Annotated in this window: 18 protein-coding genes; 10 read left to right on the top strand and 8 right to left on the bottom strand. The window is 29.6% G+C overall.

What is annotated here, in order from left to right; all coding sequences use genetic code 11:
• Positions 1-180: 180 nt before the first annotated feature.
• Complete coding sequence (ttcA, locus tag ACYPV9_RS03985) at positions 181-969, top strand: tRNA 2-thiocytidine(32) synthetase TtcA (protein ID WP_077809101.1); 789 nt, start codon at positions 181-183, stop codon at positions 967-969.
• 16 nt (positions 970-985) lie between these two features.
• Here the strand turns inward: ttcA and ACYPV9_RS03980 are convergent, their stop codons facing one another.
• Entirely contained in the window at positions 986-1381 is a 396-nt protein-coding gene (locus tag ACYPV9_RS03980; protein ID WP_077809100.1) for an HU family DNA-binding protein, read from the bottom strand.
• A 427-nt stretch (positions 1382-1808) separates the two neighbouring features.
• Between ACYPV9_RS03980 and ACYPV9_RS03975 the strand changes: the two genes are divergently transcribed.
• The 5 genes from ACYPV9_RS03975 to ACYPV9_RS03955 all read left to right on the top strand — a co-directional run bounded on the left by ACYPV9_RS03975 (position 1809) and on the right by ACYPV9_RS03955 (position 11002).
• Complete coding sequence (locus tag ACYPV9_RS03975) at positions 1809-2579, top strand: hypothetical protein (protein WP_299061005.1); 771 nt, start codon at positions 1809-1811, stop codon at positions 2577-2579.
• Positions 2572-5022 (top strand): DEAD/DEAH box helicase, encoded by a 2451-nt coding sequence (locus ACYPV9_RS03970; protein WP_299061007.1) that lies wholly within the window; start codon positions 2572-2574, stop codon positions 5020-5022. Before ACYPV9_RS03975 ends, ACYPV9_RS03970 begins: the two co-directional genes overlap by 8 nt.
• A gap of 192 nt (positions 5023-5214) precedes the next feature.
• Positions 5215-6081 carry a YkgJ family cysteine cluster protein gene (locus ACYPV9_RS03965; RefSeq protein WP_459741768.1) on the top strand — a complete coding sequence of 289 codons (867 nt, stop codon included), beginning with the start codon at positions 5215-5217 and terminating at the stop codon, positions 6079-6081.
• A gap of 52 nt (positions 6082-6133) precedes the next feature.
• Complete coding sequence (locus ACYPV9_RS03960) at positions 6134-7336, top strand: exonuclease SbcCD subunit D C-terminal domain-containing protein (RefSeq protein WP_459741766.1); 1203 nt, start codon at positions 6134-6136, stop codon at positions 7334-7336.
• A gap of 12 nt (positions 7337-7348) precedes the next feature.
• The gene (locus tag ACYPV9_RS03955) at positions 7349-11002 is read left to right on the top strand and encodes an AAA family ATPase (RefSeq protein WP_459741764.1); all 3654 of its coding nucleotides are present in this window, start codon (positions 7349-7351) and stop codon (positions 11000-11002) included.
• Between the two features lie 184 nt (positions 11003-11186).
• On the opposite strand, the gene ACYPV9_RS03950 is transcribed toward ACYPV9_RS03955, so the two are convergent.
• From ACYPV9_RS03950 to ACYPV9_RS03940, 3 genes are read right to left on the bottom strand one after another with little or no spacing between them, the layout of a single operon-like run.
• Positions 11187-11507, bottom strand: a complete 321-nt coding sequence (locus ACYPV9_RS03950) for a hypothetical protein (RefSeq protein WP_459741762.1) — start codon at positions 11505-11507, stop codon at positions 11187-11189.
• Positions 11508-11509: 2 nt separating this feature from the next.
• Complete coding sequence (locus tag ACYPV9_RS03945; protein ID WP_299061021.1) at positions 11510-12355, bottom strand: sulfurtransferase; 846 nt, start codon at positions 12353-12355, stop codon at positions 11510-11512.
• A 13-nt stretch (positions 12356-12368) separates the two neighbouring features.
• A complete protein-coding gene (locus tag ACYPV9_RS03940) occupies positions 12369-13697 on the bottom strand; it encodes a dicarboxylate/amino acid:cation symporter (RefSeq protein WP_299061024.1) in 1329 nt (442 codons plus the stop codon).
• A 123-nt stretch (positions 13698-13820) separates the two neighbouring features.
• On the opposite strand from ACYPV9_RS03940, the gene ACYPV9_RS03935 reads away from it, so the two are divergent.
• Positions 13821-14456, top strand: a complete 636-nt coding sequence (locus ACYPV9_RS03935; RefSeq protein WP_299061027.1) for a DUF937 domain-containing protein — start codon at positions 13821-13823, stop codon at positions 14454-14456.
• Between the two features lie 69 nt (positions 14457-14525).
• Here the strand turns inward: ACYPV9_RS03935 and bshA are convergent, their stop codons facing one another.
• Together bshA and ACYPV9_RS03925 are read right to left on the bottom strand one after the other, a co-directional pair.
• Positions 14526-15653, bottom strand: a complete 1128-nt coding sequence (gene bshA, locus ACYPV9_RS03930) for an N-acetyl-alpha-D-glucosaminyl L-malate synthase BshA (RefSeq protein ID WP_459741758.1) — start codon at positions 15651-15653, stop codon at positions 14526-14528.
• Between the two features lie 139 nt (positions 15654-15792).
• Positions 15793-16638, bottom strand: a complete 846-nt coding sequence (locus ACYPV9_RS03925; RefSeq protein WP_459741756.1) for a transketolase — start codon at positions 16636-16638, stop codon at positions 15793-15795.
• 334 nt (positions 16639-16972) lie between these two features.
• On the opposite strand from ACYPV9_RS03925, the gene ACYPV9_RS03920 reads away from it, so the two are divergent.
• Positions 16973-18658: a helix-turn-helix domain-containing protein gene (locus ACYPV9_RS03920; RefSeq protein ID WP_459741754.1), complete on the top strand. Its 1686-nt coding sequence runs from the start codon at positions 16973-16975 to the stop codon at positions 18656-18658.
• Positions 18659-18748: 90 nt separating this feature from the next.
• Positions 18749-20437 (top strand): helix-turn-helix domain-containing protein, encoded by a 1689-nt coding sequence (locus ACYPV9_RS03915; RefSeq protein ID WP_459741752.1) that lies wholly within the window; start codon positions 18749-18751, stop codon positions 20435-20437.
• On the opposite strand, the gene ACYPV9_RS03910 is transcribed toward ACYPV9_RS03915, so the two are convergent.
• A complete protein-coding gene (locus ACYPV9_RS03910; protein ID WP_459742629.1) occupies positions 20438-21622 on the bottom strand; it encodes an asparagine synthetase B in 1185 nt (394 codons plus the stop codon).
• Positions 21623-21769: 147 nt separating this feature from the next.
• Positions 21770-23284 (bottom strand): replicative DNA helicase, encoded by a 1515-nt coding sequence (gene dnaB, locus ACYPV9_RS03905; RefSeq protein WP_299061044.1) that lies wholly within the window; start codon positions 23282-23284, stop codon positions 21770-21772.
• 138 nt (positions 23285-23422) lie between these two features.
• Here dnaB and ACYPV9_RS03900 point away from each other — a divergent pair, with 138 nt between their 5' ends.
• On the top strand, positions 23423-24493 hold the full coding sequence (locus tag ACYPV9_RS03900) for a DUF3810 domain-containing protein (RefSeq protein ID WP_459741749.1): 1071 nt from the start codon (positions 23423-23425) through the stop codon (positions 24491-24493).
• The last annotated feature ends 62 nt before the right edge of the window (positions 24494-24555 follow it).

Below are 24555 nucleotides of genomic sequence, written 5' to 3'. Positions count from 1 at the left end.
ATAAAACATGTTGCTATCATTGGTTTTAAAAGGCATTCAGAACAACCCGTAAGTTTGTCAGTCCAAAGAAAAGAAAAAGGCAATCTTGTCATCAAAACATAAAAATACATACCTAAAAATTTATACGATTAATTTTAAATTTCATTTTAACCTTCTTTTACAAACTACTATTTTTGCAAAATGGATACTAAGAAGCAGGTAATAAAAAAATTGCAACGTTCGGTTGCAGAAGCTATCAAGCAATTTTCTATGATTGCAGAAGGAGACAAAATAATGGTGTGTCTTTCTGGCGGAAAAGATAGTTATGCAATGTTAGATATGTTATTATATTTTCAGAAAGTAGCACCTATTTCCTTTGAAATTGTTGCCGTAAACTTAGACCAAAAACAACCCGGTTTTCCAGAAGAGGTACTGCCTACTTATTTAAGCAACCTAAAAGTACCTTATAAAATCATAGAAAAGAATACCTATAAAGTGGTAATGGATAAAACACCCGAAGGTAAAACTACTTGCAGTTTGTGTTCTCGTTTAAGAAGAGGTACATTGTATGAGGCTGCCAAAGATTTAGGTTGTAATAAATTGGCATTGGGCCACCACAGAAATGATATTATAGAAACCTTTTTCTTAAACTTTTTCTTTGCCGGTAAAATGGAAACCATGCCACCAAAGTTTAAAAACGATGCTGGCGATTTAGTAGTGTTAAGACCTTTGGCTTTTTGCAAAGAAAGCGATATCGAAACTTATGCAGCGTATCAAGAATTCCCGATTATACCTTGTAATTTATGCGGATCGCAAGAAAACTTACAACGTAAAAAAGTAAAACAAATGATTGCCGATTGGGAACAGGAATTCCCGAATAGAAACTCGATTATGATGAATGCTTTGCAAAACGTTTTTCCGTCGCATTTACTAGACCATAACTTGTACGATTTCGAGAACTTAGAGACCAAAGTAACAGAAAATGTATAGTAAGGTTGTAAACCGCTTACACCCTACTACTTTCTTTATACACAGTTATCCCGCCTTTTAATTTTCTTTTCATTTTAAGAGCCGGTTGGTAATTGATATGAAACTTTTTAATGTTTCGTTTTACACTTAGTGCTTCTGGTGCAGCAGCTGCAACACCGCTAAAGCCCATTTTAAACTTACCCACATCACCAAGATCTACAATTTTACCATCGCTTAAATGATAATCTAACTTTTTACCCAAAGCCATTAACACAGCTTTTACATCTACACTGTGCAAAGTACACTCGTTACTAATGCTTTCGCTTAAGGTATCTAAATCTATGGTACCTGTATTTACGGCTTGTAAAATATAATTCTCGGTATTTTTACCAATACTATTATTTCTTTTAGAAATTCTGTAACGTAGCGCCATTTGTAATTTATTTTTTGTATCTTGTTAATTATCTTCTATTTACCTATCAATTCTAAATCTACAAATTATTCTACAATAATTTTAAAAATATACTAGTATATTTTTAAATAAATACTACAATAGTTACAAAAGAATTCTAGTATTGCTCTAAACTACCTCAGCAGCAATGCAACAATACCTACTGAGCAATGCAACAAAACCTACTGACGGATGCACAAACGCACCCTTGTGCAAATAGTATAACCTTATAGCTCTTAAATAGTTTACCTAGAAACAAAAATGTATTTACTATTGGCTTTTACATATAAATACACGAAATTCGCTGAAGTTGATTATAAATCGTTTAAATGGTTATTGTGATTGTATTGACTTTATTTTAATATAAAAAAAATCATTAGTTCAATAATTTAAATTTAAAATAGAATGAATGTTTGGAAGATATAAGATAGAATTATCAGATAAAATAACATTACACTTTTTAAGTATTAACACATACTCAGAGAGGTTAAAAAGCTATATTGAGAGTAATATTCATCAAATATGGAATGGGGATAATGAAATTATTGAAAGTGCTGAAGACATTAACATTACAAAAACCGAATTAAAAAATCTTATAGAAAGAAAAACCGAAGCACAAAAAATTGGTATAGTTTCTGAATTTATTTGTCATTTATATTTACGCGCAAATAAGTATGAGCAACATTTTTTATTCAGGAATTTGGAAGAAAAAGGAATGAAAAAAGGATTTGATGGACTATATCTATTAGAGGAAGATTTTTATATATATGAGAGTAAATCATCCTTAGAAACTACTACGACTGCTACTCACAACGAAAATATTGGAGAATCATATCATGATTTAAGAAAAAAAATAGAAGGAATAAATGCAACTAATGACCCTTGGCGAAATGCATATAATCATGCATTGCATAGAAGTATCAATTTCAATGATAACATTTCCAAAACTTTAAAAAACCTTTCAAAAGAATATGTTCAAAAAAAATTTAGTAAAGTAGAAAACTACAACTTAATACCTAGTTCAACTTTATATCTAGGAGCTCGATATACTAACATTGATAAAGAGGTTTTGAAAAATAAAATTGAAAATCTAATAAGTGGATACAAATTTAAAAAGCTTAATGTTTTATGTATTAATAAAAACTCAGCTAAACACTTTATTAATTATTTAAATGAGTAAAATTACTAGCTACGAAAAGCGTCAATTACTAAATTTAAAGAACAATGAATTCTTTATTGGTTGTTTCAAAAAACTAATACTGAACACTGAATTAGATTTAGAAGAAGCTCAATATATTTTAAGTTCTGCAGTTATCTTCTTTAGGTACTACAATAATGATAAACGACTAAAAGGGTACTTTAATATTGCATACTATATAATTTTGAAATACAGCCTAGTGCATAATGATTATAAACCTTTATATGATATTTCATTGCAAATCGGGTTTTATCCAATTTCAAATTTTATAATAAAACATGAATTGTTAGAAGAAAATCACTTACATGAAGCAATTATAAATAATGAAGTAAAAAAGATTTATTCGAAGGAACAATATGTTGAAACTGTTGAACAATACAATAGGTCTCGTGAGATATTTGAAAATATTAAAACAAAAGACACAGCATACATTGCACCAACTTCTTTCGGTAAAAGTTCAATAATTAGAGACGTTATTGCACGAAATGATTATAAGAAAATTGTTATTGTAGTTCCTACAAAATCTCTTATTGTTCAAACGTATAATGATGTAAGAAATTTAGAATTACCATACAAACTAATTCTTCATGATGAAATGTACAATAATGAAGATAGGTTCATTGGCATACTAACGCAAGAGAGAGCAACAAGGCTTATTAATAAGTTTGACTTAGCATTTGATATAATGTTCATTGATGAAGCACATAATTTATTAAACAACAACAGCAGAAACTTCTTACTTTCTAGATTGATAATGCTCAATTATAAAAAGAACAATGAACATAGATTATTATATTTATCTCCTCTTGTTTCAAATATTTCAAACCTTAAAATAAAAAACACATCTGAAGGTCAAATATTTGAAAGTACAATAAAACATAACTTAAAGACCTTTGATACTTTCTATCTTGACAAAAAGGGCAAATTATTTAGTTATAATAGATATACTAATGAAAAATACCATCTAGCTAGTGAGTTAAATTTTGCTGATTATATTATAACTAATTCTAAGAGTAAAAATTTCTTATATACTTACCGACCTATAATTGTAGAACAAATCGCAGAAAGGCTCAACAGTAAGCTAAGTAATGTATCTGATAATCATAACTTGAAAAAAATATCAAATGTAATATCCGAAGAAATTTCTGAAGATATTAACATTGTTCAATATATACTAAATGGGATTGTATATTTACATGGAAAGCTTCCAAATATATTAAAAGAATACTTGGAATATAATTATAAAGAAGTTCAAGATTTTAAATATGTAGTTGCCAATTCTGTAATTCTTGAAGGAATAAACTTTCCAATTGATAATCTTTATATAACAGCAACTTATGGTTTAAATGTCAAAGGATTAAACAATCTAATTGGCAGAGTGAATCGACTTAACTATGTTTTCAATGATAAGTTAGATAAATTAGTATCACAGGTTCACTTTGTTGACAGTGATGAGTATACTGACTCTAGAAGCAATATGTTAAATAAAATAAGTCTTTTACGTGAGCATACATTTAAAGATGAAAATAAGAATCCACTTCTTGAAGAATATAATATTGAAGAATTAAAAATACCTAAGAAAGATAAAGAAAAGAGAAACGAAAAAGACAGAAAACTAATTGATTCAACAGATTTTCTTATAAACATTAATCCTCATAATTTATCCGATAGAATAAAACAACACTTCATTGAGAATAATATTAATGACTTTTATAAAAGTTATGAAGATATAATTCCTACGATTATTGAGAACACTTCGAAAATTAGTAACAATAATGATGTAATTAATACTATCTATGAAGTATTCATTAGTAACTTAGAAAATGAGATAAAAGATTTTGAGCTTGAGCGTCTAAAGAATGTAAAAGCCAGAACTTACTATAAAAATTACATTGAGATATTTCAACTTTTAAGTTTAAAAGAGAAAATAGCCAATACATTGTCTTATTTTGAAAAAAAGGCAAATGATGTAAAAGATTCCTATTTATTTATCGGGAGTTCTTTTGGTGAAGTTGCATCACAATCTGATAAATATAAAAATTATGAATATCAGAACAAAGTCTATATTAATTTAAAGGGTAAATCAAGACAAAAACTTGCAAATATATCTTTAGTTAAAATCAAATTAGAGGAAGATTTTGTCAGTTTCAAACTAAAGAAATTAATTACCTTTTTATTCGACTTTAACTTTATAAATGAGGAAACTTATTTATTGGCTATTTACGGTAGCAGTGATAGGGATTTAATAAACTTGACCAGAATTGGTCTGAATCCAAGTATAAGTAAAGTCTTAAAAGAAAATGACCAATTAAAAAATCTTGAACTTGATTCTTTTGGAAACTTAATAAGTAATAATAATTTTAAGAATTTTTTAAAGTCACAAAATGAACTATTTAAATTTGAAATAAATAAATATATTAAATAATGACCTTAGTCATCACTTATTAAAACTATTTAATAAAATCAATCTAGTCTAATAGTTATTTAATCACATATGCAAATACAGAAAAAAATACTAACAAATATTATACCTTTCGACAATTTAAATAAACGAAATAACCATAACCCCATAAAAAACCAAAAAAACAATACATTTACCATTCTCTAAACCACAACAATGCAAACCACAAAGCTAACATCAGAAAGTATTTTACCCCTTACCTGCTCTAGAGCCGGTACTTGTTGTTATGGGAAAGCCGTAATGTTAAATCCGTGGGAGTTGTTGCAATTTAGCATCGAGAAAAAAGTAACCCCAAAAACGTTTCGAGATTTGTACACAGATTTTGGTGGCGTTCGTTTAACTTTTAATGGTACAAAAGATAGCAAAGGGCAAAGTGCTTGTAGTCAATATATAGATACCAAAGGTTGCAGTGTGCATAATGGTAGGCCTTTGGCTTGTCGTTTGTACCCTTTAGGGCGTCAAATACAATTTAACAAAGCACATTATATGTTCGAGGGCAAAGCGTTTCCGTGCTTAACAGATTGTGCAGAGGTTTTAAATTTGCCCAAATTAACGGTGGGTAACTATTTAAAAGGACAAGGAGCAACACCTTTTGAGAATGCCCAAGACGCGTATTTAGAAATCATGCAAAATATTGCAGATGTTGCTTTTCAGTTATTGCTAGAAACCGGTTTGTCTGCATCCGGAGATACCAAAACACTGCAATTGTGGCAAGAAATGGGCAACGCATTACCAGAAGACTTAACCCAACGCATTGCTACCGATTGGTTAGACGCTTTGATGTTGCCAACTATAGATAGTTCAATAGACAACCCTATTGACTTTGCCACGGCACATAACGAGCTTTTAATGGCTAAAATTCAGGATAATTTTGGTGGCTTAGATACACTAGATAAAATTAGCGATGCGGCTGTTGTTTTAATTGGCGTCGCATTACAATTGGCAAGAGGTTTGGGCGCAAATACCCAAGAGATTGCAAGTCATTGGGTAGCTACTGCAAAAAGTCATGGTGCTTTAAACTAATTGTTGTTAACTTTGTTTTTAGAAAAAGAAACACTTCTTAAAATTGTAACCGATGAAAATATTGCATACTGCCGATTGGCATTTGGGACATAGACTGCACGAACAATCTCAATTTGAAGAACAAACCCTATTTTTAGAGTGGTTAGAGAACTACATTATACAACAAGAAATTGATGTTTTATTAGTTTCTGGCGATATTTTTGATTCGGGTTCGCCATCAAACCAAAGTTTAGAAATGTACTACCGCTTTTTAATGAATTTAAAAGCAACTACTTGCAAATCGGTTATTATTACGGGCGGTAATCATGATTCCCCCGGAACTTTAAACGCACCAAAACCTATTTTAGACGCTTTGTCTATAAAGGTAGTTGGTAAAGCAACTGAAGACATTAAAGACGAGGTTTTTAAAATTGAGGTAAACAATGAGCAGGTAATTGTTGCCGCAGTACCTTATTTAAGAGACGGTGATATTAGACGTGCGGTTGCCGGTGAAACTTTTGACGAGTTGATAGACAAATATAAAACCGCTTTAATACATCATTACGATGCAGCAGCAGAAGCTTCTAAAGAAATTAACAAGAAGAATGCACCTGTAATTGCCATGGGGCATTTGTTTGCCACAGGTGGTTCTGTTTCTGATAGCGAGCAAAATATTTATGTAGGTACTTTGGGCCATATTGGTGCAGAAGATTTTAATACGTATTTTGATTATGTGGCTTTAGGCCATTTACACAGACCCCAAATAATTGGTGGCAATGAGAAGGTTCGATATTCAGGATCGCCAACTGTGTTGAGTTTTAGCGAAGTGAGTTACGAGAAAAAAGTTATTGCATTAACTGTAGAGGATAATACCATCTGCAATATTGAAGAAGCAATTGTGCCGAGGTTTCGCGAATTTTATAAAATTACAGGCACTGTAGCAAGTTGTATTGAAACCTTTAATGAGCTTACCACCAACAACTACAATTTAACACCTTGGGTAGAAATTGTATTAAACGAAGACCATACAGTAAATACCGAAAGTTTAAAACGTGCCGCAGAACATCATGCTTTTGAAATCTTAAAAATTGGCTTGCAAAGAGAACGCTCTATTAAAGGAATTGAAGAATTGTTAGAAAACACAAAATCTATAAAAGAATTGGTGCCAACAGAAGTTTTTAAACTAAAATGCAAAGAAATGGAATATGATTTAGAGCAAAAACCTGCCATTTGGGATGCTTTTAATGAAATTTTACAAACCGTAAAAAAGCAATAAAGGCATCTAGTTATGAAAATTTTAAAAATAGAATTACAAAATATCAACTCTTTAAAATCTGATACGCCGATTTGTATAGATTTTAACAGTGAACAATTTAGAGATGTAGGTTTGTATGCCATTACAGGTGCTACAGGTGCCGGTAAAACAACTATTTTAGATGCCATTACTATTGCCTTGTATCATAATGTGCCAAGATTTAACGGTACAAAAGGCACACTTTTAGATGTAGTAAGCCATGGCGCAACAAACGCATACAGTAGAATTGTATTTAAAAACAAAACGGCTTCTTTTGAAGCTTTTTGGGGTGTAAGAATTGCTGATAAAAATGGTAAACTCTATAAAAATGCCAAAGAAGAAGTCAGCTTAAAAAACTTAACTACAGGCGTAATTTTAGCTACTCAAAAAAGACAATTATTAGCAGAAGTTTTAAGAGTAACCCAATTAGACTACAACCAATTTTTACGATCTGTAATGCTTGCCCAAGGTGAATTTGCAGCATTTTTAACAGCCAAAGGACCAGAAAAAGGAAAGCTTTTAGAACAAATTACTGGTGAACAGATTTATAAAAAAATTGGGCAAAGTATTTTAGAAAGAAAAGCAAAAGAAGAAAATATCTTAAAAGAAATTCAGGCAAAAATTAATGCGGATGATATTTTAAGTGAAGACGATAAAAAGAAATTATTAGAAGAAAGCAACGGCATTGCAACGGCGATTACAAAATCTGAATCTGAAATTAAAACCTCGCAAGCGGTTGTTGATTGGTATACAGAATTTTCTAAATTGACAAAAGCAAAAGAAGACAATGAAAAAAATTCTGAGGCGATTGACAAATACGTTAAAGAACAAAAACCAAAATTAGATGCCTATGCTTTGCACGAGAAAGCTTTGCCTTTTAAAGAAAAGATAAAAGAATTAGTTCTTACTGAAAAATCTATTTTAGAAAAGCAAAAAACTGTAACTCATTTAAACAAAGAACTGAATGATTTAAAGCCAAAAATTACTCAATTAGAAGCGCAAGTTAAAACAGACACCACTGCTCTTGAAAACCAAGAAAAGAATTTTAAACAATGGTTGCCAAAGTTTGAAGAGGTTACAACATTAGATGCTACGTTTAACACCGAACAACAAGTAAAGTTAAAAACATCAGAAAATATTAAGCTAATAGATGTAGAAATAAAAAAAGAGCTTATAAATAAACAAAAACTTACAGAGCAATTTGATAAAGTTGATGCACAAATTAAAGCGGCAAAAAACTATTTAAAAAACAACTACTTTCTAACAGAGGTTGCCAAAGAATTAACCCATTGGAGAGAAGATTTTTCGGCTTTAAAAGCACACAATGCCATTGTAATTGAAAGTACCAATATTTTAAAAAAACTTGAAAAAGATGCAATAACTACAGCACAAGTTTTAAAAGATAAAAAGCTACTTTTTGATAAAGAAATTATAACATTAAAAGAGTTTGATAGTAAAATAAAAGCTCTTAATAAAAAGACAGAGAATAATACCTTACAAGACATTTTACAACAACAAGCAATTGATGTAAAAACAATAAATAACTGGAAACAACTAAAAAGTCTTTCAGAACAGTACAACCTTTTTCAACAGCAGATAACAAATATTGTTTTAGAAATACAAAAATTAACAAAAGAAGAAAAGGAAGTACAAACCAATCTTACCGTTTTAGAAAAAGACTTAAAAATGCAAGAAGACTTGGTATCTGATGCTACTAAAATTTTAGAATTAGAACGCAGCATTGCCAAGTATGAAGCTGATAGAGCAAATCTAACGCAAGGAGAACCTTGTGGTTTGTGTGGTGCTACCGAACATCCTTTTACAGAAAACACACCAAAGATTCAAATTAGTGAGGCTACAGTAACACTCAACAAAAGAAAAGAAGACTTTAGTAAATTAAGTATAAAGCAGCACCAATTTGTACAACAAAAAACGACAATAATTACCCGATTAGAAAATGCAACAAATCAATTAAAAAAGAAAAAAGAAGAAATAGCTGAACTAATTTTAAAAGCGAAGGCAACACCTATTTCTACTGAATTATCTAACCTAGAAAAAATTGATAGTGAAATTAAAAGTTTAGAGCATCAATTAAAAATTCATGAAGAGAATTTACAAATTGCTCAAAATATTCAGAAAGAAAAAGACCAACTTACCAAAGCAATGCAATTGCAACAGCAGACAAATAGTGCTTTAAACACACAAATTGCAACATTAGAAGAACAGATCAAATATGCTAAAAATTCTACCGAAGAACACAGCAAAAAAGCAATTGTAAACACAAAACTTGGCAAAGAAATAAAAGAGCGTTTAAAGATTTCTTTAGCCAAATACACGTACACATTACCAAGCATACCAGAAAGCAGTCTATTTCTAAAAAATATAGACGAAAATATAGCTGCATACAATGCTAAAGAAAAAGAGATTGCCGCATTTGAGTCTGAACAAAAGGTATTAACAACCAAGTTAGAAAGTATTGATGCCAATTTAAAAGTTAAAGATCAGGATATTAAAAACCTGCAAAAAACTTTAAAAGAAAAAATTGAGATTTTAGATAAAATCCTTGGGCAACGAATAGCTATTTTGCCAAAAGAAGTATCTGTAGATTTTAAAAGAACAACGTTACAAGCGCTCACAAAAAAATTATCAGATAAAGAACGTAGTAGCAAAGAGGCACTTAATAATTTGCAGAATTTAAGAACTAAACAAGAAACATCTTTAGCAAATACAACTATTGATTTAAAAAAACTTGAAGGCTCTAAAATCGAATTAGAAATCAACTTGAATAAAGAAATACAAGCTAGTAATTTTGCGACACGTAAAGCTATTGAATTGGCTCTTTTACCTGATGATTTAAGTGCAAATTATAAAAATTTAAAAGAAAGAGTTCACGAGAATTTATTAAAAATAAAAACATTAAAAGAAAACAATTTACAAGAATTTAAAAACTTAGAAAACCGTAAAAACTTTACAATTACAGCGGAAGAAAGTAAACAGTTCTTAGCCACCGCAAAAAATAAAAAAGAAGCCCTTTTAACAGAAAAAGGTAAAATTGAAGAAGCGTTTAGAAAAGACAAAGAAATTAAAGATAGAAACAAAGAGGTCTATAAAAAAATAGACATTCAAAACGAAATTTGCAACGTTTGGCGAGAGTTGTTTAAAATTATTGGTAACTCAAAAGATGCGTTTAATGTGTATGTGCAACGTTTAACATTAAAACAATTATTAGATTTGGCAAATGTGCATTTGTACAATTTGAACAAGCGTTATTCGTTAAAATTAGAAGATTCTTACAAACCCAAAGAAGAACTGAACTTTAATTTGATAGACCATTACCAAACAGATAGAGCAAGATTGGTAGATACTTGTAGTGGAGGTGAAAAGTTTATTATTAGTTTGGCTTTGGCATTGGGTTTATCTGACTTGGCAAGTAAAAACGTTAAAATAGATTCACTTTTTATCGATGAAGGCTTTGGTACTTTAGATGGCAATACTTTAGAGACAGTTATCTCTACATTAGAAACTTTACAATCTCAAGGTAAAACAATTGGTATTATTTCTCATGTAGAAAACTTAAAAGAGCGTATACCAACGCAAATTCAAATTACTAAGAAAAGTAGCGGTGTTAGTACTGTTAAAATAGTTTAATTAAAATCTATTAAGTTTTTTTAAACAAAAACGGCTTTGAATAAATCAGAGCCGTTGATTGATTGACAAAAAACACATTATTACCCTATATTTAGAACTTTAGTAAAAACCCCCATTTCGACTAAAATACACAAGAAAAAAACCTATGCGTATATAAGGTAAGTAATGCGTTTAATTTTTGGTATTAGCTAATAATTTTCTTTAAAATGCTAAAACCTTTTTTTTCAAGTATGTCTACAGATCCATCTGCAAAAAACACTTGTTTAATATTGTTTAATAATTCATCTCTTTCTTCTTGTGTCAAATTATTATCTGCCACAAATGTTTGAATTTTATTTATATTTTCTTCATCAGAATCTACAACAACTTCTGTGTGCATTCTATGAAAAGTAGCTTCATCTACCTTTGTACGGATAAATTTTTGCTCTGCAATATCCTCTATATGATTGCAATGTGCTGCATACAATAACACATATGCTTCAAAATCTTTTTTTGTCCAGTTCAAACTCATTCTTCTTTTTCAATTGGTAAATTACCATCACTTGCCCATTCTGTCCAAGAGCCATCATAAACGGCTGTATTCTCAAATCCTAAAACTGCTGCTCCTAAGGCTAAAATTGAAGCCGTAATACCTGACCCACAAGTAAATACAAAATCATTTACACCAACAAATTTACTGAAAATTTTAGATAATTCTGCGTAAGACTTCATTTTTCTATTGTTTAGTATATTATTAAAAGGAATATTTACAGAATTAGGAATGTGCCCACTAGACAATTCTGGTCTTGGTTCTGGCGCTGTTCCTAAAAATCTTCCTTTAGAACGTGCATCTATAATAACACTAGTATCGTTAGCCATTGCATTGTAAACAGCTGCTTTGTTTTTTAGTTTGTGCGGCTTAAAATCAGCCGTAAAATTACCTTTACCCGTTTCTTTAGAATAGTTTGTTACAGTAGGATAATTGTTAGCTTTCCATTCTGGCAAACCACCATCTAAAACAGCTATATTTTGAAAGCCCATTAGCTGAAACATCCACCAAACTCTTGGCGCACTATAAATACCCAAATCATCATAGCAAATAATAGTAGAATTGTTATTAATTCCTAATTCTCTTGCTTTGGTTTCAAACACTTCTGCAGACAAAACCGTATTAGGCAAAGAAGCATTTTGATCTGAAAAAGTTGTTTTTAAATCAAAAAACAACGCACCTTTAATCCGATTTTTCTCTTTGTCTGTAATAGCAACATCAGTTACTTTAGGGATTGTACAATCTAAAACGATAAGATTTGTATCGTTTAAATGTTTGTACAACCAATCTACAGTTACCAAGGGTTTGGTTATTTTTAAAGACATTTTATAGACGTTATTATTTTACTTCGTCGTAATGATCGTCCCAGTTTTTAGGTGTCGGATTGTCATGTAATTTTCCTACAGATTTAGCAACTAAAGAAGCTACTGTTGCATCTCCAGTAACATTTATAACTGTTCTACACATATCTAAAGGTCTATCAACTGCAAAAATTAGTGCCAAACCAATAGCTAGTTTGTCTGCCGGAAAATTAACAGATTCTAATACAATTACCAACATTACCATACCTGCACCAGGAACTGCTGCAGACCCAATAGAGGCTAATAAAGCTGTAATTATAATTGTTAATTGATCTACAAACGTTAAATCGAACCCAAGCGCTTGTGCTATAAAAACTGCAGCAACAGCTTGGTATAAAGAGGTTCCGTCCATATTAATAGTTGCACCAACAGGCAAAACAAAACTAGATACTTCTTTATCTACCCCAATATGTTCTTCTACACGCTCCATAGTTACCGGTAAGGTTGCCGCACTTGAACTTGTAGAAAACGCAAGTAATTGCGCCGGACTTAATTGTTTTAAGAACCAAAAAGGATTCTTTTTTGTAAAAACTTTTACCAAAACCATGTAAAAAACAACTAATAAAAATAAACCACCAACAACTGTACCTGCATACTTTAAAAGTGCTATTAATAAATCTGGATCATTAGATGATACTACAACATTAGATAACAATGCAAATACTGCAATTGGCGCAAATAACATAATTAAATCTACCATCTTTAAAACTACTTCATTTAATGAGTCGAAAAAATCTTTTAAAGGTTTAGATCTTTTTTCTCCGATTAAAAGCATAGAAATTCCTAAAAATATGGTGAAGAAAATTACTTGCAACATTGATTTATTGTTGCTCATTGCTTTCATGGCATTATCTGGTACCATATCTACTAAAAATTGTAAAGGACCACTACTTTTTTGCTTAGACGCTTCGGCTATTTTTGCTTGCACACCACCACTATTAGCATACGTTTCTGTTAGTTTTGTAATTGTTTCTTCTGAAATACCATCTCCTGGTTTTACCACATTTACCAATAATAAACCAATAGTAATGGCAATAACGGTAGTAAAAATATAGATTCCGATAGTTTTTAAACCAATATTCTTAAACTTAGAAATATCTTTTAAATCTGAAATACCTTTTACTAAAGAAGCAATAATTAAAGGAACCGCAATTAATTTTAATAATTTTACAAAAATACTTCCAAAAGGATTGATCCAATTGGCAACAAAAGTAGAACCACCGTCTATTCTTGTCATTAATAATCCAAAAAGGATACCGATAACCATTCCTATTAAAATCTTCCAGTGTAATGCTAGTTTCTTCATGTATTTCTTTAAAATTATTTTAGTTGTGAAAGATAAAAAAATAATTAAAAATTTAGGTGACTTTATTTGTATATTGTGTCATATTTTTAGAAAACATTCATATTAATTATTAAAAACATAAAAATGGCAGGTATATTAGACTTATTAAACAGTGATTTAGGAAAACAAATTGTTTCTGGTGTAGCAGGTTCTACAGGTAACGATGCGAGTAAAACAGGTAGTGCTTTAACAATGGCTTTACCAGTTTTAATGAAAGCAATGGAAAGAAATGCTTCTTCTCCTGAAGGTGCAGCTGGTTTAATGGGTGCTTTAACAGGTAAACACGATGGTAGTATTTTAGACAACTTAGGTGGTTTATTTGAAGGTGGTGTTGATGAGTCTGTGAAACAAGACGGAGCAGGAATTTTAGGTCATATTTTAGGTAGTAAACAACAAGGTGTTGAACAAGTTATAGGGCAAAAATCTGGTTTAGATGCTGGTTCTGTGGCAAACATTTTAAAAGTTGCTGCACCAATTTTAATGGGTGTTTTAGGAAAACAAAAACAAGAACAAAACATTAGTAATTCTGGAGATTTAACAGGTCTTTTAGGTGGTTTATTAGGTGGAAGTTCTGCGAATAACGATCAAAGTTTCTTAGAGAAAATTTTAGATGCTGATGGTGACGGAAGTGTAATTGATGATGTTGCAGGAATGGTTTTAGGAGGAAATAAGAGTAAAGGTGGCCTTGGCGGAATGCTTGGTGGGCTTTTCGGAAAATAAGTTTTCTACATTTTTAGATATAAAAAAGCTCAAACCTATGGTTTGAGCTTTTTTTATAAAGTTTAAGTTTTACTTTTTATAACAAGATTTGTAAATCTCTTCATACACAGGTAAAATACTTTCTAATGAAAATTGTTTTGTTTGTGCTTTTGCATTTTGCTTAAATTCCTCTAAAGTAGTATCGTCTTTAACAATCGAAATTGCATTTTTAGCCATATCATCAACATCCCCTAAGTTACTTAAATAACCTGTTTTACCATGAATGTTTACTTCTGGTAATCCGCCTGTATTTGTAGAAATAACAGCTGTACCCGCCGCCATTGCTTCTAAGGCTGCCAACCCAAAACTTTCTGTTTGTGATGGTAGTAAAAACACATCTGTATAACATAGAATTTTAGCAACTTCTGTACTATTTCCTAGAAAGAAAACATCATTTGTAATTTTTAATTCTTTCACTAACTTTTCTGCTTTGGCTCTTTCTGGTCCTTCACCAATCATCAATAATTTTGATGGAATTTCTTTTCTTACCGCTGCAAAAACTTTGATTACATCTTCTACTCTTTTTACTGGTCTAAAATTACTTACATGTGTAAAAATTCTTTCATTTGGTTTAGCTAATGCAATTCTTTTACATTCTTCTTTATGTGCATTATCATATTTTTCTACATCAATAAAATTATAAATTACTTTAATATCTTTGGTAATATTGAATAATTTATTTGTTGTTTCTTTTAAGTTATTAGAAACAGAAGTAACTACATCAGAATTATTAATACTAAATTCTACAGCTGTTTTATACGTTGGATGACTACCTACAAGAGTTATATCTGTACCGTGTAATGTAGTAACCACACGAACATCTAAGCCTTTTTCTTTTAACATTTGCTTTGCCATATAGGCAGCATATGCATGCGGAATAGCATAATGAACATGTAAAACTTCTAAATCGTGTTTTCTAACTACTTCAACCATTTTACTTGACAATGCCAACTCATAAGGCTGATATTCGAAAAGAGGATATTCTTCTATAACAACTTGATGAAAATGAAGATTATGAGATAAAAAATCTAAACGAACTGGCTGATTATAGGTAATAAAATGAACTTCATGCCCTTTATTAGCCAATGCCATACCTAATTCTGTAGCTACTACTCCACTTCCTCCGAAGGTCGGATAACAAACAATACCTATTTTCATATAATTTCTAAAAGGTTAAAAAATTAAATTCTTAGTTGTAAAGATACTTTTAATCTTACACTATTATTCTAAATAAAAATATAAAAGAGTTTTTCAAATACATGAAAAACTCTTTTTATTATTTAGTGTAATATAATTATTAGTAATCTCCTAAAGTTGCCGGATTTTGCGCTAATGCAGTTTCTAACTGCTCATCACTTGGTGCTTTACCATGCCACGCGTGTGTGTGCATCATAAAATCTACACCGTTACCCATTTCTGTATGTAATAATATACAAACTGGTTTACCTTTACCTGTTAAAGCTTTCGCTTCTGCTAAACCAGATAAAATTGCTTCGATATCATTACCTTCTTTAACATCTAATACATCCCAACCAAATGCTTCAAATTTAGCTCTAATACTTCCCATGTTTAAAACATCGTCTGTAGCACCATCAATTTGCTTTCCGTTTAAATCTATAGTGGCAATTATATTGTCTACTTTTTTTGCTGATGCGTACATAATAGCTTCCCAGTTCTGACCTTCTTGCAATTCACCATCACCATGTAAAGTATACACTATTTTAGAATCGTTGTTTAGTTTCTTAGCTTCTGCTGCCCCTATACCTACAGATAAACCTTGTCCTAAAGAACCAGATGCAATACGCACACCAGGTAAACCTTCATGAGTTGTTGGATGCCCTTGTAATCTAGAATCTAATAATCTAAAAGTATTCAATTCTTCTACAGGAAAGAAACCGCTATGAGCCAAAACGCTGTAAAATACTGGTGAAATATGACCGTTAGATAAGAAGAATAAGTCTTCATTTTTACCGTCCATTTTAAAATCTGTAGAATAATCCATTACTTCTTGATATAGACAAGTAATAAATTCTGCACACCCTAAAGAACCTCCTGGATGACCAGAATTTACTTTATGCACCATTCTTAAAATATCTCTACGAACCTGTTGTGTAAAATCTTGTAATTGTTGTGTTGTTGGCATTCTGTTGTTTTTGTTTTAGCAAAAGTAATTTTTTTTAACACAATAGACAACTTAAAAGCGAAAGTAAAAGAAGGGTTCGAATATTTCTTTTTCACGTAAATTTTCCCTTTTAATTATCTAAGTTTGATAATAAACCCTTCTTCAATTACTCTTCGATGTAAATGTATTTTTTTTTAAAAGAAAATTCTAATTAAGTAAGTCGTAATTCATGAATTACGATGTACTAGGTATAAACGGGAAACTTAAACAACTAACTAACAACATGTTATTAATTAACCTAATTTATGCAAGAAATTAAGTATTTTTGCTACGAAAAAATAAAAGAAAACAAAAATTGCATATTTCTAAATTCGTATCTCTGCTAATATTCGCAATTAACTTTACCTCTGTTTGTCAGAATTCTAAAAATATTCAAAACTACACGTTTGATGAATTATCAGATAAATACTATGAATATAAATTTACGGATTCTTTAAAAGCTAAAAAGTTTGCCAATTTTTATTTTAATAAAGCGGTTAAAGAAAAAAATATTGTAAATGCTATAAGTGGAAAATACTATTTAAGAGAGATTTTTAAAAACGATTCTATTTACATAAATTATTTAGATTCAATAATTAATCTTTCAAAAAGTAAGCCAACAAAAATGTTTCCTGCGCTTGCTTATTATAAAAAGACTCTTTATTATTATAACAATGAAAAAAACAATGAATCTTTAAAAAATTGTCTTTTAGGATTTAAATATTTGAAAGAAAATAAGAATGATAGTTTGAAATATCTATTTAAAATAAAACTGGCAAGTATTAAAACTATATCAGGTAAAATAAATGAGTCAAACAAAATATTATTAGAAATTATCAATGAAAATAATTTAAAGCAAAATATTATTAATTCGGATAACTATTATATTTCTCTTTTTAATATATCTAGAAACTATCTCAAGTTAAAAATTAATGATTCAAGTAAGTTTTATAATAAAAAAGCTATAAAATTTGCGAAATCAATAAATGATAGCTTACTAATAGGATATTCCTTAAATAATCAAGGATTAATTCACTACTACGAGAAAAAATATTTAAAAGCTATCAAATATTATTCTAAATCTTTGCCATATTTAATAGAGGATGAAAATTACAGAGCAATTTTTGATGCTTATAATTTAATAGCAAAATCTTATATAAAATTAAAAAAAACAGAAAAAGCTTTTAAGTATAATTTACTCATAGACTCTCTCTATAAAAAACAAAAAATCACTTTTCATGCTCAAAGAAATAGTTATTCTTTTCTAATTAAATATTATAAGGATAAACAAGACTTAAAAAATCAACTCAAATACATTAATAAATATCTCAAAGTCGATAGTATATTAAATGTAAGAAGTAAAAAACTCTCAAAAACATTTACTGAAGAATACGATAGGCCAAAGTTAATTGCTGAAAAACAAAAAATTATTTCAGAATTAAATAATGAAGTTTCTTTTTACAAGAAATCGAGAGTTTATATTGGATTTGTTTTAATAATCTCTTTGATAGTAGTTCTTCATCAATTTAAAAAACGAAAAAAACAAGAACAGAAATTTGAAAACCTACTACTCAAATTAAAGAATAAAAAAGTACTTGAAACTTCAACTTCAGACTCTACAAAAAATCAAAAAAGTTTACCCGAAACTATTGTTTCAGAATTACTCTCTAAGTTAGACTCTTTTGAAAAAAAGCCAGAAAACTTTACAAATAAGAAACTTACTTTAAGTTCTCTTGCTAAAGAATTAGAGACAAACTCCAACTATCTTTCTAAGGTGATCAATCAGCAAAAAGGATATAATTTTTCTACCTATTTAAGAAAATTAAGAATTGAATATGCGCTTAACTTATTAGAGAAAGATGAAACAATTCGTAAATATAGTATTGACGCTATTGCAAGAGAAGTAGGTTTTAAAAATGCAGAAACATTTTCTAAAGCTTTCTTTAAAGAAACAGAATTAAATCCTTCTTATTACATTAAGCAATTAGATAAAAAGAAATAATATTTTTAGAGTTCTAATAAAGTTTGAGTACTTATTTATGACAAATAAATAAAAATGTATTTTCGCATTGAAAAAAGAAAAAGTACTCCTTTGAAAATAGCTTTACAAATAATAATATCCCTCTTATTTCTTGTCAATTTTAATGTAATTGGTCAAAATTCTGAAAATATTGAAAACTACACGTTTGATGAATTGTCAGATAAATACTATGAATATAAATTTACGGATTCTTTAAAAGCTAAAAAGTTTGCCAATTTTTATTTTAAGAAAGCCATTAAGGAAAAAGATACGGTTAATGCTATAGATGGTAAGTATTATTTAAGTGAAATTCATGAAAATGATTCCATATATATTAATTATGTAGACTTAATAATTAAAAAAACAAAATTACTACCTAGTAAAAATTTCCCTGTATTTGCCTATTTAGATAAAGGTTTATTTTATTTTCATAAAGAAAATAACAAATTATCACTAAAAAACTGGATTTCAGCCTTAAAGGAAATTGAGATTCATAAAAACGATAGCTTGGAATTCATAATAAAAAAAAATATTGGAGCTTTAAATTATTATAATAAAAAGTTTATTAGAACAAAAAAACTTTATTTAGAGTGTTTAGATTATTATAAGAAAAATAAACTAAAGATTGAACCTAGTAATTATTTTTCACTTCTTATTAATACATCTAAAGTTTATTTAAACTTACAAAATATTGATTCAGCTAAATTTTTTAATAAAAAAGCAAATCAATATGCGAAAAAAATAAACAATAATGTATTGGTTGGATATTGTTTTTACAGATGGAGTATTATTAATTTTAGAGAACACAATTATGAAGAGACAATACTAAATTGTAAAAAATCGATACCTTTTCTTATAGAAGATGAAAATTATAGAATTTTGTTTAACGCCTATAATATTATTGCGAAAGCTTATTCTCAACTAAATAATGAAATTAAGACTAAAAAATATAATTTTTTAATTGATTCTCTATTTATTAGAACCAAAATAGTTCATGCTTCACAGAAAGACAGCTATAAATATTTAGCAAACCATTTTAAAGAAAATAAAGACTTAAAAAATCAACTTAAATACATTAATAAATATTTAAAAGTTGATAGCATCTTAAATCAAAGAAGTAAAAATCTTTCAAAAACATTTACTGAAGAATACGATAGGCCAAAGTTAATTGCTGAAAAACAGAAAATTATTTCAGAGTTAAATAATGAAGTTTCTTTTTACAAGAAATCGAGAGTTTATATTGGACTTGTTTTAATAATCTCTTTGATACTAGTTATTTATCAATTTAAAAAACGAAAAAAACAAGAACAGAAATTTGAAAACCTACTACTCAAATTAAAGAATAAAAAAGAACTTAAAATTTCAACTATTGGTTCTACAAAAAATCAAAAAAGTTTACCCGAAACTATTGTTTCTGAATTACTCTCTAAGTTAGACTCTTTTGAAAAAAAGCCAGAAAACTTTACAAATAACAAACTTACTTTAAGTTCTCTTGCTAAAGAATTAGAGACAAACTCCAACTATCTTTCTAAGGTGATCAATCAGCAAAAAGGTTATAATTTTTCTACCTATTTAAGAAAATTAAGAATTGATTATGCGCTAAAATTTTTAAAGAAAGATGAAACAATTCGTAAATATAGTATTGATGCTATTGCCAAAGAAGTAGGTTTTAAAAATGCAGAAACATTTTCTAAAGCTTTCTTTAAAGAAACAGAATTAAATCCTTCTTATTACATTAAGCAATTAGATAAAAAGAAATAATTATGTTTTTTGCTTTTTCTTCTTAGCTGCAGGAAATAAAACATTATTTAAAATTAATCGGTAACCAGGTGAAGTTGGATGTAAATCTAATTCAGTTTTAGGATCTCCTACTCTATGTGTATAATCTTCAGGATCGTGCCCGCCATAAAAAGTAAACATACCTTTACCCTTTGTACCGTGAATATATCTTGCTTCTCTATTCACTTTATTTTCTCCTAAAACCAATACATTACTTTTAATCGTACTTCTATCAAAAGAAGTTGTTTGCCCCATAAATCCCTTTACTAAAACTGTATGATTTTGAGTTAACATCGTTGGTACTGGATCCCATTTTGCAGAAAACTCAACTAAAGAAAAGTAATCTGATGTTTTAGGAATTTTACGTTTTCTTGTCATATCAATAGATGAAAACTCGTATGTTGTAGGATTTTTTATCAGTTGGTAATTTTTAAATGCAAACGTTTTGTTGTAATTAATTTTAGATTGATAATTTGGGGTAGATGCATCTCCATCAAACATGGCTTCTGCAATATCAATTCCCTCTGCAGATAAAGCGATATCAAAACTATCGGTTGCAGAACACATTGCAAACATAAAACCGCCACCAACAACATAATCTCTAATTTTTTTTGCTACTGCTAATTTTTCTTCAGAAACTTTATTATACCCCAATTCGGCTGCTAGTTTCTCGGCTCTTTGTTTTCCTTCTATATACCAAGGTGTGGTTCTAAAAGAACCATAAAATCGACCATATTGCCCTGTAAAATCTTCGTGATGTAAATGCAACCATTCGTACAACAACAACTTATCATCTAAAACTTCTTTGTCATAAATTACGTCAAAAGGAATTTCTGCATAGGTTAAAACCATCGTTACAGCATCATCCCAAGGCATTTTATCTTTAGGTGAATATACCGCTATCTTGGGAGCTTTTTCTAAAGTAACAGCATCTTGATTTGAAGAAGGCGCAGCAATTTCTTGTAAAATTAATTGTGCTTTTGCATCTGATATCACTTGATAAGAAACACCTCTAATTTTACACTCATTTTCTACAATCTTATTGTTTTCAATTAAAAATGCACCACCGTCATAATTTAAAAGCCATTTAGATTTTAAGCCAGCTTCTAAAGAATAATAAACAATTCCGTATGCTTTTAAGTGATTTTTCTGATTATCATCACTCATAGGAACATAAATAAATGACGCCCAAATTGAGTTGGAAACGAATAGAAATATAAATATTGTTAGAAGTTTCTTCATATTAAAAACTAAAATACACAATTACTTTAGAAGCAATTGTGTATTTCTATAAATTTATAAATACTTTAATAATTAAAAAGGAACATCATCATCGCCAAAAGCATCTTTTGGATCTACGCCTCCTTCTCCGGCAAATGGATCTTCTGGGAAATCTGCATTCATAGAAGATTGAAATTCTGAGCTAAATCCTTCTTCTAAATCTGAGAATTTTGCTAAATGACCTGTAAATTTTAAACGAATATTATCTAAACCACCATTTCTGTGTTTTGCAACGATAAATTCTCCTTGTCCTTCACACGGTGAATGATCGTCATCATCCCATTCTGTCATTCCGTAGTATTCTGGACGGAAAATAAAACTTACAATATCGGCATCTTGCTCAATTGCACCAGATTCACGTAAATCTGATAATAAAGGCCTTTTACTTCCACCACGAGTTTCTACCGCACGAGATAACTGAGAAAGCGCAATAACTGGTACAGAAAGTTCTTTTGCCAAAGCCTTTAAGTTTCTCGAAATCATAGAGATTTCTTGTTCTCTATTTCCGCCTGCTTTTCCTCCTGCAGTCATCAATTGTAAATAATCAATAACTAAGATTCTTACGTTGTGTTGCGATACCAAACGTCTTGCTTTTGCCCTTAAGTCAAAAATAGACAAAGATGGCGTGTCATCAATAAAAATTGGTGCATCAGACAAACGTTTTACTTTTACATTTAACTGTTCCCACTCGTGTGGTTCTAAATTTCCTTTTCTTAATTTTTCTGAAGTTAAACCTGTTTCCGAAGAAATCATACGCGTAATCAACTGTACAGAAGACATCTCTAAAGAAAAAATAGCAACACCATGATTAAAATCTATGGCCATATTTTTAGCCATCGAAATTACAAATGCTGTTTTTCCCATACCAGGTCTTGCAGCAATAATAACTAAATCTGATGGTTGCCAACCAGAAGTTAAGGCATCTAATTTTGTAAAACCAGTAGCCAAACCAGACATCCCTTCTTGGTTACCAATTTCTTGAATCTTTTTTAATGCTTGTTTAACAAGAGAACCTGCATCTTCAGAACTCTTTTTTAAATTTCCTTGTGTTACTTCAAACAACTTCCCTTCTGCATCATCTAAAAGGTCAAAAACATCTGTACCTTCATCATAAGCATTTTCTATAATTTCACTCGATATAGAAATTAATTTTCTTTGGATATATTTTTGAAGAATAATACGAGCATGGAACTCGATATGCGCAGAAGAAGCTACTTTTTGAGTTAAACGAATTAAATACAAATCTCCGCCAACAAAATCTAGTTTAGAATTCTTTCTAAGCAAGTTAGATACTGTTAATAAGTCGATTGGTTCTGAGTTTTGAAACAATTCGTAAATAGCTGCATACACTTCCTGATGCTTTTGATCGTAAAATGCTTCTGCACTTAAAATATCAATTACATCGTCAATTCCTTTTTTATCAATCATCATTGCCCCTAGAACAGCTTCTTCTAATTCTACTGCTTGTGGCGGGATTTTCCCTTTTTCTAGACTTATAATTTTACTCTTGTCTATCTTTTTTCCTGCGATTGCATTCGTTTTTTCCATGATTGCAAATGTACTTTTTTACTTTGTTAGATGTTTGTAATATGAAACATTTATTTGTTGACAAATATTGTAAACTAAATTGTTATTATCTTGTTAATAACCAGTCAACTTCTATTTTGAATTCTTATTTTTACACGTATGAATTTTAATAAAAAACATTTATTCTTAGCCATTTCTTTGCCTGTAATGATTCTTCTAGTACAACTAGCAGCAAAGAATAACGCATTTATAGAACGCTATTATTCTAACGGAATTTATCCTTACATTTCTAAATTTTTAAGAATATTTTTAGGTTGGATTCCTTTTTCTGTTGGTGACGTTTTAATTGCTTTTTTATTGTTTATTTTTATTCGTTTTTTATTTCGATTGCTTAAAACTCGATTTAAAAATTTTATCCCGAAAATGATTCATTTTACTGCAATTATAGCAATAATTTACTTTTGTTTTTATTTTTTCTGGGGATTAAATTATTACAGAGAACCTTTGGCTAAAAACTTAAATTATCATCAAAATAAATATACAACTGCACAATTAATTTCTACCACAAAATTAATTATTAATAAGTTAAATAAATATCAATTTAAGCTAACAAACAACGATTCTTTAAAAGTTAAAAATCCTTATAGTCAAAAAGAAATGTATAAAATGGCTATTGATGGATATGCGAATTTAGAAACCGATTTTCCACAGTTAAAATATCAATATCGTTCGGTAAAAAGTTCTTTAATGAGTTTGCTACAAACCTACAATGGTACATCTGGTTATTTAAATCCGTTAACTGGTGAAGCCCAAGTAAATAGTAAAATACCTAAAACCGGTTACCCAACAACTATTTGTCATGAAATGGCACATCAAATTGGTTTCGCAGCCGAAAACGAAGCGAACTTTATTGGTTTTTTAGCGGCAAATTATAACGACGATTTATACTTTAAATATGCCAGCTACAGAATGGCTTTTAGCTATTGCATATCAGAAATTAGAAAAAGAGATCGTAATGAATATAGCAAACTTTGGAGAACTGTTAACCCAGGAATTTCTAAAGATTTTAATGCGAGTTATAATTTTTGGCAAGAATATAAAAATCCTTTCGAACCAGTTATTAAAAAAGGATATAGTGCTTATCTAAAAGCGAATAATCAAGCAAATGGTGTTGAATCTTATAATTATGTAGTTGATTTATTAATCACTTATTTTGATGATACTGAATAGATTTACTTTTCTTAAATTTATGTTAAATTAACCACATTTAACAGTTAACAAAATGCTACTAA

The organism is Polaribacter sp. OB-PA-B3 (assembly GCF_054589375.1).
This window is presented reverse-complemented; position numbering and strand designations above follow the sequence as displayed.